The sequence below is a fragment of the Deltaproteobacteria bacterium genome (assembly GCA_016875395.1).
GTDB lineage: Bacteria > Myxococcota_A > UBA9160 > UBA9160 > UBA6930 > VGRF01.
Genome location: VGRF01000028.1, coordinates 30951 through 51963, shown reverse-complemented (window position 1 = coordinate 51963; position 21013 = coordinate 30951). Strand labels below are relative to the sequence as shown.

21 protein-coding genes are annotated in these 21013 nt (G+C 68.8%); 11 read left to right on the top strand and 10 right to left on the bottom strand.

From position 1 onward, the window contains the following. Positions 1 to 58: 58 nt before the first annotated feature. The 4 genes from FJ091_17990 to FJ091_17975 form a co-directional block, all read right to left on the bottom strand. Positions 59 to 2035 carry a polysaccharide biosynthesis protein gene (locus FJ091_17990; protein MBM4385246.1) on the bottom strand — a complete coding sequence of 659 codons (1977 nt, stop codon included), beginning with the start codon at positions 2033 to 2035 and terminating at the stop codon, positions 59 to 61. A gap of 221 nt (positions 2036 to 2256) precedes the next feature. Next, entirely contained in the window at positions 2257 to 3645 is a 1389-nt protein-coding gene (locus FJ091_17985) for a CoA transferase (protein ID MBM4385245.1), read from the bottom strand. 21 nt (positions 3646 to 3666) lie between these two features. Then, positions 3667 to 4824, bottom strand: a complete 1158-nt coding sequence (locus tag FJ091_17980) for an amidohydrolase (protein ID MBM4385244.1) — start codon at positions 4822 to 4824, stop codon at positions 3667 to 3669. A 172-nt stretch (positions 4825 to 4996) separates the two neighbouring features. Beyond that, complete coding sequence (locus tag FJ091_17975; GenBank protein ID MBM4385243.1) at positions 4997 to 5650, bottom strand: TetR/AcrR family transcriptional regulator; 654 nt, start codon at positions 5648 to 5650, stop codon at positions 4997 to 4999. Between the two features lie 97 nt (positions 5651 to 5747). Between FJ091_17975 and FJ091_17970 the strand changes: the two genes are divergently transcribed. The 6 genes from FJ091_17970 to FJ091_17945 all read left to right on the top strand — a co-directional run bounded on the left by FJ091_17970 (position 5748) and on the right by FJ091_17945 (position 10987). Further along, on the top strand, positions 5748 to 6992 hold the full coding sequence (locus tag FJ091_17970) for a cytochrome P450 (GenBank protein MBM4385242.1): 1245 nt from the start codon (positions 5748 to 5750) through the stop codon (positions 6990 to 6992). 180 nt (positions 6993 to 7172) lie between these two features. After that, positions 7173 to 8468 (top strand): hypothetical protein, encoded by a 1296-nt coding sequence (locus tag FJ091_17965; protein ID MBM4385241.1) that lies wholly within the window; start codon positions 7173 to 7175, stop codon positions 8466 to 8468. Further along, a complete protein-coding gene (locus tag FJ091_17960) occupies positions 8458 to 9018 on the top strand; it encodes an FMN-binding protein (GenBank protein ID MBM4385240.1) in 561 nt (186 codons plus the stop codon). Before FJ091_17965 ends, FJ091_17960 begins: the two co-directional genes overlap by 11 nt. Next, positions 9019 to 9528: a hypothetical protein gene (locus FJ091_17955; GenBank protein ID MBM4385239.1), complete on the top strand. Its 510-nt coding sequence runs from the start codon at positions 9019 to 9021 to the stop codon at positions 9526 to 9528. It abuts the gene before it with no gap. Between the two features lie 98 nt (positions 9529 to 9626). Further along, entirely contained in the window at positions 9627 to 10508 is an 882-nt protein-coding gene (locus FJ091_17950; protein MBM4385238.1) for an FAD:protein FMN transferase, read from the top strand. Between the two features lie 2 nt (positions 10509 to 10510). After that, entirely contained in the window at positions 10511 to 10987 is a 477-nt protein-coding gene (locus FJ091_17945; protein MBM4385237.1) for an NUDIX hydrolase, read from the top strand. Here FJ091_17945 and FJ091_17940 read toward each other — a convergent pair. Continuing rightward, positions 10984 to 12474, bottom strand: coding sequence for an AAA family ATPase (locus FJ091_17940; protein ID MBM4385236.1), 1491 nt, complete (start codon positions 12472 to 12474; stop codon positions 10984 to 10986). The genes FJ091_17945 and FJ091_17940 overlap by 4 nt on opposite strands. Positions 12475 to 12646: 172 nt before the next feature. Here FJ091_17940 and FJ091_17935 point away from each other — a divergent pair, with 172 nt between their 5' ends. Beyond that, positions 12647 to 13021, top strand: a complete 375-nt coding sequence (locus FJ091_17935; protein MBM4385235.1) for a DUF2750 domain-containing protein — start codon at positions 12647 to 12649, stop codon at positions 13019 to 13021. 9 nt (positions 13022 to 13030) lie between these two features. Here the strand turns inward: FJ091_17935 and FJ091_17930 are convergent, their stop codons facing one another. Genes FJ091_17930 through FJ091_17920 form a run of 3 tightly spaced genes read right to left on the bottom strand, consistent with a single transcriptional unit; the run spans position 13031 to position 16478 of the window. Then, positions 13031 to 14542 carry a DUF814 domain-containing protein gene (locus FJ091_17930; protein ID MBM4385234.1) on the bottom strand — a complete coding sequence of 504 codons (1512 nt, stop codon included), beginning with the start codon at positions 14540 to 14542 and terminating at the stop codon, positions 13031 to 13033. A gap of 10 nt (positions 14543 to 14552) precedes the next feature. Then, positions 14553 to 15428, bottom strand: coding sequence for a bifunctional DNA-formamidopyrimidine glycosylase/DNA-(apurinic or apyrimidinic site) lyase (gene mutM, locus FJ091_17925; protein ID MBM4385233.1), 876 nt, complete (start codon positions 15426 to 15428; stop codon positions 14553 to 14555). Between the two features lie 3 nt (positions 15429 to 15431). After that, positions 15432 to 16478 (bottom strand): zinc-binding dehydrogenase, encoded by a 1047-nt coding sequence (locus FJ091_17920; GenBank protein MBM4385232.1) that lies wholly within the window; start codon positions 16476 to 16478, stop codon positions 15432 to 15434. Between the two features lie 67 nt (positions 16479 to 16545). On the opposite strand from FJ091_17920, the gene FJ091_17915 reads away from it, so the two are divergent. Genes FJ091_17915 through FJ091_17905 form a run of 3 tightly spaced genes read left to right on the top strand, consistent with a single transcriptional unit; the run spans position 16546 to position 18157 of the window. After that, a complete protein-coding gene (locus FJ091_17915; protein MBM4385231.1) occupies positions 16546 to 17076 on the top strand; it encodes a GNAT family N-acetyltransferase in 531 nt (176 codons plus the stop codon). Beyond that, positions 17073 to 17711 (top strand): Type 1 glutamine amidotransferase-like domain-containing protein, encoded by a 639-nt coding sequence (locus FJ091_17910; GenBank protein ID MBM4385230.1) that lies wholly within the window; start codon positions 17073 to 17075, stop codon positions 17709 to 17711. The genes FJ091_17915 and FJ091_17910 overlap by 4 nt, the downstream gene beginning before the upstream one ends. A gap of 8 nt (positions 17712 to 17719) precedes the next feature. Then, the gene (locus FJ091_17905) at positions 17720 to 18157 is read left to right on the top strand and encodes a HEAT repeat domain-containing protein (GenBank protein ID MBM4385229.1); all 438 of its coding nucleotides are present in this window, start codon (positions 17720 to 17722) and stop codon (positions 18155 to 18157) included. 9 nt (positions 18158 to 18166) lie between these two features. On the opposite strand, the gene FJ091_17900 is transcribed toward FJ091_17905, so the two are convergent. After that, positions 18167 to 18793 (bottom strand): TetR/AcrR family transcriptional regulator, encoded by a 627-nt coding sequence (locus FJ091_17900; protein MBM4385228.1) that lies wholly within the window; start codon positions 18791 to 18793, stop codon positions 18167 to 18169. A gap of 47 nt (positions 18794 to 18840) precedes the next feature. Here FJ091_17900 and gstA point away from each other — a divergent pair, with 47 nt between their 5' ends. After that, positions 18841 to 19455, top strand: a complete 615-nt coding sequence (gstA, locus tag FJ091_17895) for a glutathione transferase GstA (protein MBM4385227.1) — start codon at positions 18841 to 18843, stop codon at positions 19453 to 19455. Positions 19456 to 19474: 19 nt separating this feature from the next. Here gstA and FJ091_17890 read toward each other — a convergent pair whose 3' ends face one another. Next, complete coding sequence (locus FJ091_17890; protein MBM4385226.1) at positions 19475 to 20917, bottom strand: hypothetical protein; 1443 nt, start codon at positions 20915 to 20917, stop codon at positions 19475 to 19477. Positions 20918 to 21013 lie beyond the last annotated feature (96 nt).

Here is a 21013-nt window from a genome sequence, read left to right as displayed (position 1 = left end):
GCCAAGCGCTCCTCTTGCACACCAAGAACGTCACGATGCCGCGACGACCTTGTTCACGTCAGCTTGTAGTGCCAACCCGCGGGCCGTGCGGATCGGCGTCGCGAGCCCGCGGCCGCACCGACAGACGCGAAGTCCCCGCTCGCTCCTGAGCCACCACGTCGCCTGCAGACAGGCTAGGCGCGTACTCAGGAACGGCCTTCGAGAGCAGCTCGAGTGCGCGGCGCACGTTAGACACTCGCAACGCCTCGTCGATTTCCAAGAGAATTCGGCGTAGCTGGTCCCAAGGTGTAAAGGCTTCGACGGCCCGCATGATCATCGGATGCTGCGTGCGCACGGAGTTCGGCGAGACGAGGAGCTCCTCCTTGAGTTTCTCCGCGGGCCGGAGCCCCGTGTACTGGATCTCGATGTCGCCATCCGGATTGTCCGCGTCGCGGACACTGAGCCCGGAGAGGTGAATCATCCGGCGAGCGAGGCCGCGGATTCGAACGGGTTCTCCCATGTCGAGCAAAAACACCTCTCCGCCCGTCGCGAGCGCACTCGCCTGAATCACGACCGAGGCCGCTTCCTCGATCGTCATGAAGTAACGGATGATGTCCGGATGCGTGACCGTAACGGGCCCGCCTGCGGCGATCTGCTCGCGGAACAACGGCACGACGGACCCCGAGGACTCCAGCACATTCCCGAATCGCACGATGCAGCACCGCATCGCGCATTTCTCGGCGTGGAGCGCTTGAACGATCAGCTCCGCGAGGCGCTTCGTCGCGCCCATCACGCTCGTCGGGTTCACGGCCTTGTCGGTCGATATCAAGACGAACGTCTCCACCTCAGCCTCACGCGCGGCGTCCGCGATACGCCAAGTCGCCATCGCGTTGTTTGCGATCCCCGCGATTGCATTCTCCTCGACGATCGGCACGTGCTTGTACGCCGCTGCGTGGTAGACGGTCTGCACAGCGAAGGTCTCGAACACCTCGCGCATCCGGAATCTGTCCGCGGCGTTTCCTAGAAGTGCCGTGATCTCGAGCGGGGACCCGGATTCCTGGGCGCCCTTCTGGAGCTCCCGCTCGACCTGATACAGCGCTGGCTCCGACTGATCAACGAGCACTAGTCGCCGCGGTTGCAGCTTGACGACCTGTCGACACAGCTCGGAACCAATGGAGCCGCCGGCGCCCGTCACGAGAACGGCTTTTCCATCCACACGCGCGCGGAGGAGCCCCTCGTGGGGCACCACGGCGTCTCGCCCCAATAAATCACTCGCCTCTACTTCGCGCAGCTCACCGACCTGCGCTCGGCCCGCAGCGATCTCCGAGAGGTCTGGGATCGTGCGAACACGCAGTCCGAGGCCCTCGAGGCCGGCGAGGATCTCGCGTCGACGCTGGCGGGATGCGGACGGAATCGCGAGCAGCACCTCGGAGACGCCGAGTTGCTCCGCCAAGCGCGGAAGCTCCGTCACCGCGGAGACCTCGAGACCGCCGATAAAGCTGCCGACGAGCCCCTCATCGTCATCGACGAATGCCACCGGGGTGAACTCAGGCGCGTTGCGAAGCGCCGACGCAAGCAATGCCCCCGCCTTGCCCGCGCCATACACGGCAACGCGCGCGCCGTTGCGCTGCTCGCGATTCAGCGCGACTCGCGCGATGAAGCGGCTGCCTGCCACGTAGATCAACGCGAAGGACCAGTACATCGCGAACACCGCGACAGGCAGGCGAATCGCATCGCTTAATGCGTCGATCACGCCCAACAGCACGACAGAGATCGAGACGCCAGCGACGACGGCCGCCAGCGCCTTCGTTCCGATGTACCGAATCACCGCCCGATACAATCCGAACTTCACGAATGCGGGGATCGCGGTGAGTGGCGCGATCGCCAAGTAGGCGAGCGGAAGCTGGTCGCGTGCTCGATCGCCCAACACGAGGGCACCCGAGAGAGCCAGTGCCAGGGCAGTCGCAGCGAGGTCTGCGCCCAACGCAATCGCCCGCTTCGTGGTTCTGGGCAGTTGGGTTAAGCGCGCCTGAAGCGGAACGAGGTTGATTCTCACCACGCGAAATCCCCTTGTCGGCACCGCGGAGAAGTTAACCGGGCGATCTTCAAGTTGATTGAGTGTTCAACACGTTTCGTGTCCAACGGTTGCACATGAGACACGTACGATCCACGCAAGGTCGATTGCGGTTGAGGCGGGTCGCGGACTTCCCGACGCTCTGAGGTGCCTCGCGCCCTGGGCTTTGAGTTCGCTCCGCGGCGATCGCGCTCTGCCCGTTCTCAAACCCCGATCGGCCGCGTGCCGATCACTCGTTCCGCTTCGAGCTCCGCCACCTGCGCGTCGCCGTAGCCGAGCTCCCCCAACAACTCGTGGTTGTGCTGCCCGAGCGTCGGCTCCGCGCGCTGAAGCCAGCGCGAAACAGATGCGTAGCGGAACGGCACAGTCATGATCGGCAGGTCGCCCACGACGGGATGCGGTACGCGCTCACAGAAGCCGCGCGACGCGATCTGCGGGTGCTCGCTGAGGAAGCGCGCGTCCTGCACCTCCGCCGCGGGCACACCCGCCGCGAGGAGCTGCGCGACGCTCGCGCCCAGCTCGCGCGCCGCGAAGTGCGCACGCAGGGCCTCGTCGAGCTTGGCGTGCGCCGCGCGTCGCTCGGCGAGCGAGGCGTCATGGAAGCCGGTCGCCCACGCGGGCGCAGCGAGCGCGCCCAACAACGCGCGCCACTGCGCGTCGGTCTCGATCGAGAGCGCGAGATGCTCGAGCACGGTCTCGCCGCTGCACACGGGCGAGACGGGAATCCGTAACAACGCGGCCTGCTCGATGATCTCCGCCGTCGTGTGCCGCCGCGTGAAGGCGTGCACGATCGCTTCCCACTCGGCGAGGCGCGTGAGGCGCTGCACGACCGTGTCGAACTCGTGCGACTCGCGCAGGTCGGGCCGCTCGATCATGAGCAGGATGTCGCTGAACTGCTGCGCCGTGTTCGTGTTGAAGCCGACGAAGCCGTCCGCCGTCGGCTCGATCGATGGCGTCTCGATGCTATGCCCCGCGAACGGCGGCTTCGCGCGCCCCATCAGCCACGACGAGAGATCGGCGTACGTGGTCGTCGCGAGCGCCATCGCTTCCTGCAGCGAGACATCGACGTGCTCGCCGTGTCCCGTCGTGCGGGCGCGATGCACCGCGCCCGCCGCAGCGACCGCCGCCATCACGCCGCCGAACCAGTACGTGACGCGCCCGCCCGCCTGATACGGCTCCAGCCCCGGCCGCCCGCGCACCGCGATCGATCCGCACTCGGCCTGAATCGTGAACTCGGTCGCGGGCCGCGAGGCGTACGGACCTGTCAGGCCGTACGGCGAGATCGAGCAGAGCACGAGGCTCGGGTGGCGCGCGAGCAGCGCGGCGCGATCGAGCGGCGCGCTCGCGGCGAAGTCTTCGACGACGAGATCGGCGCTCGCGACGAGATCGGCGACGTGCGCGCCGCCCGGCGCGCCGGTGACGGCGCGCTTGCTCGCGTGGAGGAAGCGAAACAGCGGCGTGCGCTCGCTCGCCGCGCCGCGCGGCTCCACCAGCACGACCTCGGCGCCGGCGTCGGCGAAGAGCTTCGTGCAGTACGGGCCTGCGATGCCCGTGGTGAAGTCGACGACGCGAACCCCGCGCAGACCGTGCATGCTCGACTCCGCGCGGAGTTGCTAGTGAAGCCCGTACAACTTCTGCGCCGTCGTCTGCAGCACCTTCGCGAGCGAGCTCTCCGGCACTCCCGCGAGCGCCTTCTCGGCATAGATGCGCGGATGCGTGCCCGCGCTCGCCGGGCCGGGCGCCTGACAGGTCGGATGCGGGTAGTCCGTCTCGAACATGATGTTGTCGGGGTACAGCTCGATCGCCTTCTCGAGGCCCGCCTCTTCGAACCAGAAGCTCGTGTAGATCTGGCGGCGGAAGTAATCGCTCGGCAGCAGGTCGTACTCGGGGTGCTCGCCGCGGACGCCGTTGTTCTGCCACTGCCAGTCGAGCGACTCGAGCAGGTACGGCACCCAGCCGACGCCGCTCTCGACCGACACGAGCGGAAGGCGCGGGAAGCGGTGCGGAATGCCGGAGAGAATGAGGTCCGAGATGCACCTCGCGTTGTCGAGCGTCGCCATCGTCGAGACGCGAGCGAAGTTCGCCTTCTGGCCGATGTTCGCCGGGTCGTTGAACTGCTCGGCGAGGCTGCCGCCGCCGATGTGGAAGCTGATCGAGAGACCGGCTTCTTGCGCAGTCGCCCAGATCGGATCCCAGTGCTTGTCGCGCAGGACGGGCTGGCCGTGGTCCTTCGGGTCGTTGCAGAAGATCACGGCCTTGTAGCCCTTGCCGGCGCAGCGCTGGATCTCGCGCACCGACTCGGCGACGTCCCAGAACGGCGTCGCCATCACCGGCACGAGGCGGCGCGGGTCCGCGCTGCACCACTCGAGCAAGAAGTCGTTGTAGGCCTGCACGCACTCGAGCATGAGCGCGCGGTCGCCGAGCCGCAGGAAGCCGCCCGCGCCGAAGCCGCCGACGTTGGGATAGATCACGTTCGCCCAGAGCTTCTCTTCGTCGAGCCACGCGAGGCGGGCCTTCGCGTCGTACATCGCGGCCGGAATGTCCTGATAACTCTTGCGCATGTCCGGAAACGTCCCGGTGTGGCCCGCCGCCGAGTACGCGCCCGGCATGCCCACGGTCTGATCGCCGATGAACCAGAGATCGACGCCGCCGACGTTCTTGATGTGCGGCACGCGATCGCCCCACTTCTTGGAGACGCGATCGGTCCACACGCCGGCCGGCTCGGTGATGTGCGTGTCGATGTCGATGACGCGATAACGGTCAAAGAGCATGGAGGGACTCCTCAGTGCGTGACGCCGTGTTGGCTCGCTCGTGCGCGCAGCTGAGGGGATCGATCCCGATGATCGCGCGCGTGTTGCAGTGCGGATGCAGCCGACGGCGCTTCGCGCCGCAGCTGATCCTTCGGCGTGTGGCTTGGGTCAAGCTGAGCTGTGGCGATCGAGGTCATCGACACGCGACGCCGTGAAGGTAGATGCGGGCGAGCTGCGCCGCTTCGGCCGAGGCGTCGGCGGGGCCCGGCGCGATCGTGCGGCGCATCAGCGCGCCGTAGAGCAGCAGCGCGAGCGCTTCGAACGCGCTCGGCACCGACTCGGGAGCGAGCTCGCCGGCGGCGATCGCGTCGGCGAACACGCGCTCGAGCAGCGCGGTGAACTCGGCGCGCAGCGCCTCGAGCTCGGGTGTGGGCACGTCTCCGCTGCCGACGCCGAAGAACGGGTCGACGCCGCGCACGCCCATCAGCGCGCGGAAGAACTCACTCACGTTGCCGACGTAGCCGAGCACGGCGGTGAAGAACGCCGCGAGCCGCGCCTCGAAGCCCGTCGCGGCCTCGACCGCCGTGCGAACGCGCTCGCCGAGAACGACGCGGTGCCGCGCGAGGCACTGGTTCAGCAGCAGGTCCTTGTTCGGGAAGTAGACGTAGACCGTGCTGCGCGCGACGCCGGCCTCTTCCGCGATGCGCTCGATCGAGGCTTCCGCGTAGCCGAGCTTTCCGAACACGACGGTCGCGGCTTCGAGGATCTGGTCGGCGCGGAAGTCGCGCAGCACGTCTGCTCGCGACTTCGCGCGTGGGCCCTTGGGCTGGCCTTTGGCATCGGACATGGTGTCTTATACCTTGAACATGCTGTCCCCCCGGCTCAACTCGGGGTCCTTGCGACCCGATCACACCGAGGGCACGCGCCCAATCTAGGAGAAACCCATGCCACTCCGCCCCGGCGATCTCGACCTCGCGGATCCCGACCTGTTCGTGGCGCACGGCGGCCCGCCGCACGAGTACCTGCGCGTGCTGCGGCGCGAGGCGCCCGTCCACTGGAGCCCGGTGCCTGCGGTGCAGAAGACGATCTCGCACGTCACGCAGGGCTTCTGGGTGCTCTCCAAGCACGCGGACGTGATTCACGTCTCGCGCAATCCGAAGCTGTTCTCTTCCGCGGAGCGCGGCCCCTACGTCTGGGAGATGAACGACGAGGATCTCGCGGGCCAGCGCATGACGATGCTCGTGATGGATCCGCCGCAGCACGTGAAGTACCGCCGCCTCGTGCAGCGCGGCTTCACGCCGCGCATGGTGGAGAAGCTCGAGCCGACGATTCGCAGTCACGCCCGCGCGGCCGTCGACGCGATCGCGGAGAAGGGCGAGTGCGAGTTCGTGGAGCACCTCGCGTGCGAGCTGCCGCTCACGCTGATCTGCGAGCTGGTCGGGATCCCCCTCGAGATGCGCAAACAGATCTTCGAATGGTCGAACCAGATGATCGGCGCCGACGACGCCGACATGCGCGCCGTCGACCCGAAGACGACCGCGATGCAGATGTGGCTCTACTGCAACCAGCTCGTGGCGCAGAAGAAGGCGAAGCCCGACGACACGCTGCTGAGCGCGCTCGCGAACGGCTCGGTCGAAGGCGAGGCGCTGACGGAGCTCGAGCTCAACAACTTCTTCGTGTTGCTTTGCGTCGCGGGCAACGAGACGACTCGCAACGCGACTTCGCAGTTCATGCGCCTCATGTTCGAGCACCCGGAGCAGTGGAAGCTGCTCACGAGCGACGTCGACCGCTACCTCGAAGGCGCGATCGAGGAGGTGCTGCGCTTCTCGCCGCCCGTGATGATGTTCCGGCGCACCGCGATGGCAGACACCGAGATTCGCGGCCAGCGCATCGCGAAGGGCGACAAGCTCTACCTCTCCTACCCCTCCGCGAATCGCGACGAGGAGGTGTTCGGCGAGAGCGCGATGCGCTTCGACATCACGCGCAAGGACAACGACCACATCGCGTTCGGCATCGGCGAGCACTACTGCCTCGGCGCGAACCTCGCCCGCATGCAGCTGCGCTCCATCCTGCGAGAGATCGCAACGCGCCTGCCGGACATGCGGCCGATCGGTCGCCCCGAGTTCCAGCGCAGCAACTTCATCGCGGGCATCAAGCGCATGCCGGTGAAGTACACACCCGAGGCGTGAAGCAGAAACCCGAGCTACGGCAGCGAGTTACGTGGCTTCTCCGGCCTGCGAGCGACTCTGCGAACGCGCCTTCGAAATTCGCGCCAGGCCGTTGACAGGAGTCCGAGGACCTCGATAGCGTGCCATTGAAATTGAAATCGGTTTTCAATTTCAATCAATCGCACCGGAGGTCCCCGCTCTATGACGCTCGCTCGTTTCGTTCCTTGCCTCGCTCTGACCGCGTTCGTCGCGACCGCAGCGTTCGCCCAGGACGCCGCCCGCGACGACCGCATCGCTGCACTCGAGCGCCAAGTCCAGGTGCTCACCGAGGAGATCGCGAAGCTCCGCACCGAGAGCGCGGTTCCCGACGAGCAGCCGCTCGCGAGCGAGCACGGCCTCGGCCCCGCGGCCTCGAAGGTGTACGCGCGCAATCGCGGCGCCTCGATCGGCGGCTACGGCGAGCTGAACTACACGAACCCGATCGACGACGAGGGCACGAACTTCGCGCGCGCGGACGCGCTGCGGCTCATCACTTACCTCGGATACAAGTTCAACGACCGCATCGTGTTCAACTCCGAGATCGAGTTCGAGCACGGGCGCACCGGGCCGGGCTCCATCTCCGCGGGCACCGGTGAAGTCTCGGTCGAGTTCGCGAACCTCGACTTCCACTGGAAGCCCGAGCTGAACTTCCGCGCGGGGATGCTGCTGATGCCGATGGGCTTCGTGAACGAGATCCACGAGCCGCCCTATTTCTACGGTGTGCTCCGCCCCGAGACCGAGGTGCGGCTGCTGCCGTCGACTTGGCGCGAGCTCGGCGCGGGCATCTACGGGCAGCTCGGCGAGACGTTCGAGTACCGCGCGTACGTGACGACCGGCTTCAACGCCGCGGGCTTCGGCTCCGATGGCTTTCGCAGCGGTCGGCAGAACGGAAATCGCGCGTTCGCGGAAGACGCTGCGTTCGTGGCGCGCGCGGACTGGTCGCCCGATCGGCTGCCCGGTCTCGAGCTCGGCGGCGCGTTCTACTACGGAGGCGCGGATCAGGAGCAAGCCGGCCGGCCCGACGCAAACCTGTGGATCGGCGAGTTCCACGCGCAGTACCGGCGCGGCGGCTTCAGCTCGCGCGCGCTCTTCGCCTACACCGGCCTCTCGAACGCGGGCGCGCTCTCGACCGCGCTCGGCAAGGCGCCGACCGCGGGCATCGCGCAGAACATGCTCGGCGGTTACTTCGAGCTCGGTTACGACGTGTGGCCGCTGCTGTTCGGCGAGAGCGAGGAGCAGGCGCTCGAGCCGTACGCACGCATCGAGTTCATCGACACGCAGCACGACGTTCCGAACGGCTTCGTGCGCAACCTGAACCAGGACTATTGGGTGCTCTCGACCGGGCTCTCGTACTTCCCGCACCCGAACGTGGTGCTGAAGGCCGAGTACCGGAACGAGCACGCGGAGTCCGGCCTGCGCCCGGATCAGATCGCGCTGGGGGTCGGCTTTGCTTATTAGGCTCGCGCTGCTCGTCACCGTGCTGCTCCTCGCGACCAGCGCGCTCGGCGAGGTGTTCGCATCGCAGGCCGAGGCGCTCGCGGCCGCCTTCCCCGGCGCGCGCATCGAGAAGCGCTCGGTGCTGCTCGACGACCGGGAGAAGCGCGCGGTCGAGGAGCGCTCGCGCGCGCCACTCGAGAGCCGCATCGTCACGCTGCACACCGCGTGGCGCGGCGGGCGCGTCGTCGGCTACGCGTTCGTCGATGTGCACAACGTGCGGTCGATGCCGGAGGCGCTGCTGGTGGTGATCTCGCCCGACGGCGCCGTCGCGCAGACGCGCATGCTCGCGTTCCACGAGCCGCAGGACTACCTGCCGCCGCAGCGCTGGCTGGAGCAGTTCGATCAGCGAACGCTCACGCCCGACCTGAGAGTGGGCGGCAGCGTGCACGGCATCGCGGGCGCGACGCTCTCGACGCGCGCCGTGACCAACAGCGTGCGCCGCTCGCTCGCGCTGTTCTCCCTGCTCGTGCCCGCGCCGGCGGCGAGCGTGGCGCACGCGGAAGGCGGCTGATTGCGCTTCGTCATCACGGGCGAGTGGAGCCGCAATCGTCTCCTGCAGACGATCATCGCGTGCTACGCGCTCTACGTGGCGGTGCTCTGGCTGACGAACGCGCTGCTCTACTTCGACAAGATGTCGCTCACGCCCGACTCGGTGGTCTCCTACTACCTCGGCGACGAGCGCGAGTTCCGTCCGCCGCGCACTTATCAGGGAATGCTCGAGATCGCGCACTTCCACATGTTCGCGATGGGCATGCTGCTGCTCGTGCTCACGCACCTCGTGCTGTTCGTGCCCGTGAGCGTGCGCACGAAGGTCGCGATGATCGCCTTCCCGTTCCTCAGCGCGGCGCTCGACGAAGGCGGCGGGTGGCTCGTGCGCTTCGTCCATCCTGCGTTCGCCTGGCTGAAGATCGCGGGCTTCCTCGCGCTGCAGACGAGCCTCGCCGCGCTGATTCTGCTCTCGCTGTGGGCCGTGTTCCGCGGCTCCGGGCGCAACTACACGCAGGGCGCGCAGCTCGAATGAGGTGCGCCGCGCTGCTCCTCGGCGCAGCGCTGGCGGCGTGTGCGACGCCAGAATCGCAGCGACTCGAGCCCGCGCACGTGAGCGCTGGGCGTCCCGCGATGGGCACCGTCCTCGAAATCACGCTCGTGGCGGACGATCGCGAGCGCGCGCACGCCACCATCGAGCGCTGCTTCGCAGAAGTCGAGCGCCTCGAATCGATCTTCACGACCTGGCGCGCTGACGGAGAGCTCGCGCGCCTGAATGCGAGAGCAGGCACGGGGCCGCAAGCGGCGTCGCCGGAGCTCGTGCGAATCTTGATCGACGCGCGCGGCTTCGCGCGGGAAACCGAGGGCGCCTTCGACATCACGGTGGGTCCGGTGATGCGGCTCTGGCGCTGGGCGGAGGAGCACGGCGCTGCGCCGAGCCCTGCGGAGATCGCGTCGGCGCGCGCGTCGGTCGGCATCGAGCGCGTCGAGCTCGATGCGCTGCGCGGGACGATCGCGCTGCCAGCGGGCGCCGCGCTCGATCTCGGCGGCATCGCCAAGGGCTGGGCTCTCGACCGACTCGGCGAGCTGCTCCGCGCGGAAGGCTTTGGCCGCGCACTCCTCAACTTCGGTGGCAGCAGCCTGCTCGCGCTCGGCGCACCCCTCGATGCGCCGAATTGGCGGATTCGTCTCGGTGACGGATCGGTGCTGAGCCTGCGCGATGCGAACGTCTCGATCTCGGAGAGCCTCGGCCAAACGTTCGAGATCGCGGGCGTGCGCTACGGCCACATCGTCGATCCGCGCACGTCGGAGAACATCTCGCGCGAGCAGCGCGCGATCGTGTTCGCCGAGAGCGGCGCGATCGCGGAAGCCTGGAGCACCGCGCTCATCGTGCTCGAGCCCGAAGCCGGCATCACCGCCGCTCACGCGCGCGGCGGCATCGAAGCGCGCGTCGACGCGGGCGCGCGCGTGCTCGCAGAGACTCCCGGCTTCCAGCTCGACGCCGACGGCGGCTGAGCGTGCGCGCCCTGCATCTCCTCCCGCAGCCGCTCGCACGCGTCGTCGTGCGCGCCGGCGCGAGAGCAATCGCGCTCTACAACCGCGCGTTCCATCCGCACGTGCGCGGCGTCGGCGTCTTCGTCCGCCACGCGGACCACTTGTTGTTGGTGCGCTCCACGTATCAGAGCTGGTGGGGACTTCCCGGCGGCCGCATCGATCGCGGCGAGACACCGCGCGTCGCCGCCGCGCGCGAGCTGCGCGAGGAGACGGCGCTCGCGGTCGATCCGGGTGCGCTGACGGATCTCGGCGATCTGCATCTCGAGCACAACCACATCCGCGATCACGTGACGTTCTTCGAGCTGCGCTGCGAGCTCGAGCCCATCGTGCGCTGCGACGGCGCGGAGATCGCGGAGCTGAGGTGGGTGCGTGAAGGCGAGATCGCTTCGCTGAAACTGTGGCCGCCGCTCGCTGCGTGGCGCGCGCGAAGCGGCCGCTAGGCCACCGGCACGAACCTGCCCTTCGCGAGCTCGCGCAGCCGCGCAACGTCCTCCGCGCGCGTGCGCGAGAGCGGCACGGTGCTCGCGAGCTCGTCGGCGAGCAGCGCGGTGTCGAGCGCGCGCTTCTCGTGCAGCGCGCGCAGCAGCGCCGAGATCACGGCCTGCTCGATCTCGGCGCCGCTCATGCCGTCGCTCGCCGCGACGAGCTGGGCGAGATCGAAGCGCGCTGGGTCTTGCTTCTTGCGGCGCAGATGAATCTCGAAGATGGACTTGCGCTCGGCGGGCGCGGGCAAGTCGACGAAGAACAGCTCGTCGAAGCGGCCCTTGCGCATCAGCTCGGGTGGGAGGCGGAACACGTCGTTCGCGGTCGCCACCACGAACACGGGCTTCTTCTTCTCCTGCAGCCACGTCAGCAGCGTCGCGAAGATGCGCTGCGACACGCCGCCGTCCATGCCGCCCTCGCTGAACGAGGCGAAGCTCTTCTCGAGCTCGTCGATCCACAGCACGCACGGCGACATCGCCTCCGCGAGCTGAATCGCGCGCCGGAGGTTCTTCTCGCTCTCGCCGATGTACTTGTCGTAGAGACGCCCGGCGTCGAGCTTCAGCAGCGGCATCGTCCACTCGCGAGCGATCGCCTTCGCCGCGAGCGACTTCCCGCAGCCCTGCACACCCGCCAGCAAAATGCCGCGCGGCGCGGGCAGCCCGAGCTCCGCGGCCTCGGGGCTGAAGGCGATGCGCGCACGACCGAGCCACTGCTTGAGGCGCGCGAAGCCGCCGAGCTCGTACGTGTTGTCTTCGGCCGGGTAGTACTCGAGCAGCCCGTCCTGCCCTAACAGCTTCGCCTTGCGATCGACGATGCGGCGCACGTCCTCGGCGTGCAGCTTCCCGTCTTCCATGATCACCGCGGCGACCGCCTGCTTCGCTTGGTGCGAGGTGAGGCCGCTGAGTGCGTCGAGGAGGCGTTCGAGGTCGGGCTTCGCGAGCTCGATCCTCGCGCCCGTGCGCTCCTTCAGCCCCCGCGCCACCGCGGTCACGATCTCGGCGAGCTCGCGCTTGGTCGGGAGATCGAGCGGAAAGTGCAGGACGTGGTGCTTCACGTCGCTCGGAAACTCGAGCTGGGTGCCCACGATCCACATCGTCGAGCGCGTGCCCGAGAACTGCTGGGCCGCCTCGCGGAACGAGCGGCACACCGCAGGATCGGCGAGGTGCTTCGCCACGTCCTTGAGCAGAAAGACCGCTTCGAGCGAGAGGGTCTGCATGTGCGCGAACAGCTCGTTCGGGACCGTGGTGTTGATCGTCCCGTTTGCGCCGGGCTTGCGGAACAAGCCGCTCGTCAGCGTCCACACGAACACGGGCATGCCGAGCTCGGCAGCGACCGTGTCCGCGAGCTTCTCGACGCGCTCTTCCTCCTCCGTGTCGAACGCGATCACGGGATGGAAAGACTGCACGAGCGCCTTTAGGTCGTGAACGGTGGTGGACGGCTTCACGCGGTGAGCATCGGCCGATTCGACGCCTCCCTTGACTCGCCGATTGCCGTCGAGGTGCGCGCGCAATCAAAGTGCGCGCGCTTCCGAGGCGTGAACACACGTTCGCGTTGACTCGCTCGCCGTCGCCGCGCACGCTCTCGCTTCTCGTCCCGCGGTCCCGCCCGGGATTCCCATGCGGCTCACGCCCGTGCAGTTCTTTCTGTCCCTCTTCCTGCTCGAAGTGGTTGGCGCAAAGCGAGCCTTCACTCTCTCCCTCGATGGCGACCTGCGCGTCTTGCATGACCAAGGCGAAACGATCTTCCCGCTCTGGTCGTCGAGGTCCACCGCACGGCGCGCGCGGCGGAAGTCATGGCCTCACTTGCGGCTGACCGAGATTCCGCTCGACGACTTGATGCTGCTGATGCAGCGAGCGATCGCGGAGGACGTCGTCATCGGAATCGGCGACGCGATGGAGGACCTTGGCTTGTTCTGGATTCCCGCCGACTGGCTCGAACGCGCGCTTCGCGCGGGCATCGAGAGGCGCTGGCGGCCGGAACAGCTTCACTGAGCGCCGCGCTCACTCCTCCACCCGCGCCCCTAACACCTTCGCGAGGCGCGCCGGATCTCGGCGCAGCTGGATCGTCTTGCCGCGCGTGACGTAGACGAGGCCCGGCTTCGCGCCGCTCGGCTTGCTCACGTGCTTGATGGGCGCGACGTGCACCGAGGCGCGCGTCGCGCCCTTCGCCTTCGAGAAATGCACGGACAGCTCGGCCGCTTCGAGCACCGACTCGGGCGGCGCGTCCTCGCCCTTGCCCTCGGTGCACAGGACGACGTGGCTGCCGTGGTTGCCCTCGAGGTGAAAGAAGAGATCGGTGCCGCGCGCAAGGCGTGTCGTCAGGACGTCGTTGCCCTCGTCGTTCTTGCCCACCCAGATCTCGAGGCCGTCGCCCGTCTTGTAGACCTTGGGCGCGAGGCGCGTCGGGAGCACCGTCTTCCCCACGCGCCACTCGCGCGCCTTCTTCTCAGGCTTCGTCGCGGGCGCGGGCTGCGGCGCGAAGCGCTCCAGCAAGCGCGCGAGCTCGGGCTCCTGCGCAAACGTCGCCAACGCAGCGGCGTCGTCCGCGCACCCCGTTGCGCGCGCTTCGAGCGCGCCGTGGCTTGTTAGGCGGTCCTGCGCTTCCGCCACTTCCTGCGCAGCCTTCAGTGCAGTGCGTTCCGCCTTCTTCGCGCGGCGGAAGTACTCGTCCTTGTTCTGGGCGGGCGTGAGCTTGGGATCGAGCGGAACCTCTACGGGCGCGCCGCTCGCGAAGTCGTTCGCGCGCAGCGTGACGTCCCCGAGCTTCAGCGCGGTGATGTGCGCCGCGACGAGCTCGCCCCAGCGCTTCAGCTGCTCCGCGTTGCCCGCGCGCTCCGCATCCTCCTGCGCGAGGCGCAGCTTCTTCTCGATCGCGGCGCGCTGCTTGCGAAGCGCCTGCGCGACGCGGCGAGCGAGCGAGGCCTCATCCGCGCTCGCTTCCTTTTCCGCGTAGTGCGCCTCGATCGCCCCGAGCAAGTCTTCGTCGCTTGCGCTCGCGAAGCGGTCCTCGCCCTCGCTGCGCGGGCCGCCCTCGGGCGAGCGCCACGGCTCGCCTAACACCAAGTCGCGCCGCGTCTCCGCCAGCGGGCGCGCGCTCGCGACGACGCGATCGTCCGCATCGAGCGCGTACACGTTGCTGCGCGGCCCGAGGATCGAGAACAGCAGCGACAGCTTCTCTTCGCGCGTGTCGAAGCGCAGCCGCAGCTGCCGGTCCGCGCCTTCGATCTGCACGCTGCGCAGCCGCGCGCCGTCGAGGTGCGCGCGCAGGTACTGCGCGAGCTGCGGCGGTGTCGCGGGCGCAGCGGGCAGCGCGCGCAACTTGGAGACTCGCGCGACGCCAGGCTTCGCGCACAGCGCGAGCACGAGCCGATCCTGCGGCGGCAACGAGTCCGACCCGGCGAACAGCAGCGCGAGCGAGGCATCCTCGGTCTGCACGATCTTGTCGACGCGCGCGCCGCGCCGCGTGCGATCGAGTAGCGCGGCGACACGGCGCAGCTCGGTGAGCGTCAGCACAGCGCGCAGCTCACGGCTGGCAGCTCGGGCAGTAGTGCGCGCTGCGCTGCCCGATCACGATGCGCTTGATCTTCGTGCCGCACTGCGCGCAAGCTTCGCCTTCGCGCGCGTAGACGCGGCGCTCGTCCTGATAGGCGCCGTCGCTCCCGTCGGGCGCCACGTAGTCGCTGATCGAGCTGCCGCCCGTCTCGATCGAACGCAGCAGCACGCGCTTCAACGCGTCGGCGATGCGCTCGCACTCGTCGCGCTTCACCTTTTGGGCGCGCCGCGTCGGGCGCACGCCCGCGAGGAACAGCGCTTCGTCGGCGTAGATGTTGCCCGCGCCTGCGATCACGGCTTGATCGAGCAGCAGGCTCTTGATCGCGACGACCCGCCCACGCGTCGCAGCGAACAGGGCTTCGCCCGTGAGATCGAGCGCATCCGGCCCGAGCTTTGCGAGGCGCTCGCTCGCCTCGCCGGGCGCGAGCAGCTGCACCTTTCCGAACTTGCGCACGTCGCGGAAGAAGACCTGCGGGCCGTCGTCGGCGAACGCGAGCTGAAGATGCGTGTGCGCGTCGGGCTCGAAGCGGAGCTGCGCCTCGGGTGCGAGCGAGGCGCGCACGGTCGCGGAGAGCAGGCGCACGCTGGCGACGTTGCTCGAGAAGAGCTGGCCCGTCATGCCGAGGTGTAACAACAGCTGCGAGCCGCCGTCGATCTCCGCGAGCAGATACTTCCCGCGCCGCGCGAGCGCCTTCACCGTGTGGCCTTCGAGCCCGCGCCGGAGCTTCTCGGGCGGCGTGATGAAGAAGTACGAGGGCTTCGTGGTGCGGACGCGCGCGAACGTTCGGCCCACCAACACCGGCGCGATGCGGCGCCGCGTCACCTCGACTTCGGGAAGCTCCGGCATTCGTTACTGGAGCCCGCCGCTGCGCCACGGCTCGACCAGGATCTTCACGTGGCGATCGGGCGTGCCGAGCGTCTCGAACGCGCCCGCGACGCCGTCGACGCCGACCTTGCCCGTCACGAACGCGCTCGCGTCGAGCTCGCCGTCCGCGAGCGCATGCAGCGTCGCGGTGAACTCCTCGCGCGTGTAGGCGAGCACGAACTGCAGGTTCAGCTCCTTCGAGATCGGCACGAGCGGCTGGATGCGGTCCTCTTCGAGGCAGACGCCCACGACGATGATCCGCCCGCCGCGCGGCGCCTGCTTCATCAGCTGCGCGAGCATGCCGGGAACGCCGACGCACTCGAAGATCACGGCCTGTTTCGCACCCGCGTTCGCCGTGAAGCGCTCCATCGGCGCCTCGCTGCGGGGGTCGACGACGACGTGCGCGCCCACCTTCGCCGCCTGCGCGCGGCGAATGGGCGAAAAATCCGAGGCGACGATCGGCGCGATGCGCCGGCGCGCGAGCGAGGCGATCACCGCGAGCCCGACCGGCCCGCAGCCGATCACGACCGGCGCCTCGCCGTTGCCGAGCGCGGCCTTCGCGACCGCGTGCTCCGCGACCGCGAGCGGCTCGGTCAGCGCGGCCGCCTCGGTCGGCAGCGAGTCGGGCACGCGTAACAACCACTGCTCGCCGAGCACCATGCGCTCGCCGTATCCGCCAGGAAACTCGTTCGAGTAGCCCACGCCCGCGATGCGATCGCCGACGGGCACCATCGGCATCGAGCACACGCGATCGCCGCGCTTCAGCTTGCGCTCGCAGCCGGGGCCGAAGTCGAGGACTTCGGCGCAGAACTCGTGGCCCATCACGACGTCGCGCGAGAGGTCCATCACGAACGCCCAGGCATCGACTTCGCGCGACACGCGCGCCATCTGCTCGCCGTGCTTCAGCGCGTGCAGGTCCGAGCCGCAGATGCCGCACGCGAGCGTCTTCACGAGCACCTGTCCGGGCCCAGGCGTCGGCTCCGCGACGTCGGCGGTGACGATTCGGCCCGAGCGCATGACGGCTGCGCGCATGAGAGACCTCCCGAGCGCGCGACTCTATAGCGCGAGGCGAAGCGCACCGTGGCGTTAGGCTCGGGCGATGGAAGCCGGCGAGACACGCGCAACGATCCGCGAGCTGCGCGCGACCGACTGGCGCGCGTTTCGCGAGATCCGCCTGCGCGCGCTTGCGGAGTCACCCGACGCGTTTCAGCAGACCCTCGCAGGGGCGAGCGCATGGCCGGATGCGCAGTGGGAGGAGCTCGTCGCGGGCGTCGCGGCTTCGCCGACGCACGCGCTCTTCATCGCCGAGCGGGCGGGCCGCGCGATCGGCGTCGTGTACGCGCGTCTGGAAAGCGAGCGCCCCGAGATCGCGCACCTCGGCGCGATGTGGATCGACCCGGACGCGCGACGTGCGGGCGTGGGCCGATTGGTCGTCGACGCCGTGCTTGATTGGGCGCGAGCGCGCAATGCGAAGCGAGTCGAGCTTCAGGTCACCGAAGGCAATGGGCGCGCGGAGCGGCTCTACGCGCGTGCTGGATTCGCCCGCACGGAGAAGACCGCGGCGCTGCGACCGGGCGCTGCGCCGCGTGTTCGCACGATGGGGCGAAGCTTGGGCGAGTCGGCGCCGTGAACCTCTGGCTCACGAGTGACTTTCCCGCGAGCGCGAACGAGGCGGTGTCGAACGCGATGCGAGGCAGCTCCGATCCTCGAATCGCGTGGCTTGCGCCGAGCGTGGCGTCGCTGCGCACCCACTTCGCGACTGCGCAGAGAGCCTTCGCTCAGATTGGCTTCTCGAAGCTCGAGCCGATCGCCGACGTGACGCATCCGGCGGACGCCGCGGCGCTCCTCGCTTCGTGTGACGTCCTCTATCTCTCGGGCGGCGATCCGATCGCCTTTCGCAATCGGCTCCTCCGGCCCGAGCTTCGCGCGCCCGTGGAGCGCAAGATCGCGAGTGGGGGTTGCGTCGTCGCGGCCAGTGGAGGCGCAATGCAGCTGACACCGAACATCTCACTGTTTCGATTGACCGCCGCGCCGCTCGACGACGTGCTCGCTCGGCGCGAAGAGTTCACCGCGATCGGCGCCGCGCGCAGCGAGCTGCTCCCGCATCTGAATCGCTGCGGCGCGGATTTTCTGGAGGCCGTGAGTCGCTATGCCGAGGCCGCCGCCGCGGAGGTCGTCGCGTTGGCGGATGGCGCGGCTTGGTCGCTGTCGAGCGAAGGCGAGCGCATCTTCGGCGACGCGAGACTCTTCCCGCCCGGGACGTAGAGACGCGCATGACTTCTGCAGCCGACCTCGTCGCCGCTTTCGCCGACAAGTCGCGCCGCAACGCAGCGATCGTCGCGCTCGTGGGCGCAATCAACGCGGGTGATCTGCGCCGCGTGCGCGTGTGCGACGAAGCGAAGGCTGCGTTGATCGCCGGGCTCGAGCATCCCAACGCGAAGGTGCGCTGGTGGTGCCTCCAGCTGATGGATCACCTCGCGGACGAGTCGTACCTGGAGCCGATCCTGCGCAAGCTCTCCGATCCTGTCGCGAAGGTGCGGCGCCACGCGATCCACGCGCTCACGTGCGCGCCGTGCAAGCCGACGCGCGCCCGGCTCGCGGTGCAGATCGAGGACGCGCTGCGCGGTGCGCTCGCTGACACCGATGCGCGCGTGCGTGAGGACGCGCGGAGAGCGCTCGATTCGCTCGGCGCGGGAGAAGCGGCGCGCTGACGCGCGCTGTCAGGGCGCCAGCACCGCCGCCACGATCTCGTCCGCGATCGCGCGCAGCGTGCGCTTGCTCGCGCCCGCGCGCGCGCGGATCGAGAGCGCCAGCATCCCGCTCGTGACGAGCTGGCCGAGCACGCGCGCGTCGCGACGCTTCGCGATCTCGCCCGCCAGCTGCGCGGCGTGGATGCGCGCAACCAGCGCGCTGTCGAGCTGCGCGAGCACCGCGGCGAGCTTCGCCTGCGCGGCGTTCGAGGCGCCCGCCTCCGCAGGCAGTGTGCACGCGACGATGCAGCCGCGCGGGCCGTGCTTGCCGGACACACCCTCGATCATCGCGTCGAAGAAGCCATCGAGCGCGGCGCGCAGCTTCGCGGCCGCGAGCGGCGCGAGGTACGAGGCGCCGATGTTCGCGACGTAGTGGTCGACGGCGGCCTCGTACAGCTGCTGCTTGTTCCCGAACGCGGCGTAGAGGCTCGGCTTGTTGAGATCCATCGCGGTCGTCAGGTCGTCGAGCGACGCGCCGCCGTAGCCGCGCTGCCAGAACGTCGCGAGCGCGGCATCGAGCGCGGCGCCGCGCTGGAACTCCGCGGGCCTGCCGCGCTTTCGTGGGGCCGATTTCGTGCTCGACGCTGTGCGCTTCATAATGTACCGTTAGGTACAGAATAGGTACTCACGATCCGGAGGCAACCATGAAGCTCTACTTCTCGCCCTTTGCATGTTCGCTCGCGAGCCACATCACCGCGCGCGAGGCCGGCATCCCGCTCGAGCTCACCGCCGTCACGCTCTCGACCAAGCGCACCGCGGCGGGGGAAGACTTCCTCGCCGTCTCGCCCAAGGGCCAGGTGCCGACGCTGCGCCTCGACGACGGCAGCATCCTCACCGAGAACGCCGCGGTGCTTCAGTACCTCGCCGACGCCGCGCCGAACGCGGGTCTTCTGCCTGCGCCGGGATCGCGCGATCGCTACCGCGTGCTCGAATGGCTGAACTATGTCGGCACCGAGATCCACAAGGCTTGTTACGCCACGATGTTCACGCCCGACTCGCCGCAGGAAGCGAAGGCGTGGGCGCGCGGCGCGCTCGACAAGAAGCTCGCGTACGTAGCGAAGCAGCTCGAAGGCCGCGCGTTCGCAGTGGGCGACCACTTCACGATCGCGGACGCGTACCTCGCGTGGTCGCTGATGCTCGCGCAGCGCGTCGGCGCGACGCTGGCGCCCACTGCAGCGGCGTACCTCGAAGGCATTCAGAAGCGCCCGGCAGTACAGGCCGCAATCGCAGCGGAGATGGCGGCGGTGCCGAAGAGCTGAGCAGGCCGCGACGCGGCCCCTACGGAACCGACGCGCGCGCCGATTGCCCGAGCACTCGCGTTCGCAGCGCACCTCCGGTCATTGTCAGCGGCGCCGTCGAGTCGTCGAGCGCGACCTTCGAGAGCGCGAGCCGAATCCCCTTGCCCGCTGAGCGCAGCTTGAAGCTGGACGCGCCGGATGCGACGCGGAAGCCGTGCTTGCCCGTGAGCGCGAAGCTGCGCCCGCCCTCGAGCGTCAGCAGCGCGTTTTGCACCGGCTCGCCCCCGTCGATGTCGAGCTCGAGCAGCCAACCGAGCGGCGCGAAGGGCAGCGGCCCATTCGTGGGAGTCTCCTCGTTGATCTTCGTCGCTCCGATCGCGCCCTTGGCGCGGCGCGTGCCAGTGACGGTGCCTCCGACGATCGAGAGCCTCTCCACCTGCTTCACTTTCAGCTTCGCGGACAGCGCCGCGTTCTCGAGCGCGAAGGCGATCCGCGAGCGCACATCGCCTCGCGTGCCCCGCAAGCGACCACGGAGCGCGGCGCTCGTTTCCAGCGAGCCGTCGTCGTCGAGATCCGCGGCCGCGTTTCCGGAGAGCGCGCCGCTCGCAGCAACCGCGAGCGTGTACTCGAGGTCGTGGCCTGCGACCTGCGCCGTGAACACGCCGCTCGAATCGAGCACCTGAAGCTCCGCGTTCGTGAGAATCGTGCAGCCCGCCGGAGGCGCCGTGTAGTTCGCCGCGAGGCAAACGTGCCCCTGCGGCCGCTCGAAGCCCGTCTCGAAGTCCACCTCGTCCGACTGCACGAACTCGTGCGAGAACAGCAGCGTGCCGTCGGCGTCGTTCGTGGTGACGTTCGCTTGTCGAATGGCGGTGTGCGTCACGCGCGCGACGAATTCGGCTCGCTCGGGAAGAAGCAGCGGGCCCGACGCGCCCTGTGGCGTCCAGGTCGTGCTGCTCGCCGTGAGCGTCTCGTCGTCGAGCAAAGCACCTTGGCCGTCTTCGATCTCGGCCACGACCGAGTCGCCGACCAAGTTGCAGGCGGCGCAAGCGCTGAACACGATCTGAACCGAGCCCGGCGCCACGACGGCTCCCACGCCCGGCTCGGCGATCGCGGGCGACGGCACGCTGGGGCGCGTGTACACGAGCGACGCGGTCAGCGCGCCGCCGTTGACTCTGAGCTGGTACGTGCCGTTCGGCAGAAGCGAGCTCAACTCAGCTTCGTTCGCGAAGCTGTCCGTCAGCACCAGGTCCGCTCCCGAACGGGTCAGCGCGACAGCGGCCGCATTTGGTGGCGTCAGCGTGCCGTCGACGAGACCGCTCCCCGTGACGCGAAGCTCGAAGTCGAGATCGTCCGGGCCGAGCGACGTTCGAGCGATCGTCACCTCGACCCTCACGTTCGCGATGTTTGCGCCCTGCGCGTGAGTCCACGTCGAGAGGAGGCTGCACAGCAGAGCGAGACCGAGGAGCATGAAGCGCTGAAACATGCTGCGTCTCCAGGAGTTTTCAGGCTCTCCGGGGCTTCGGCGGAGCGCGGAGGGGCCCGGAGCGTCTGAACCGAGGGCGCGCGCAATCGGGAAACC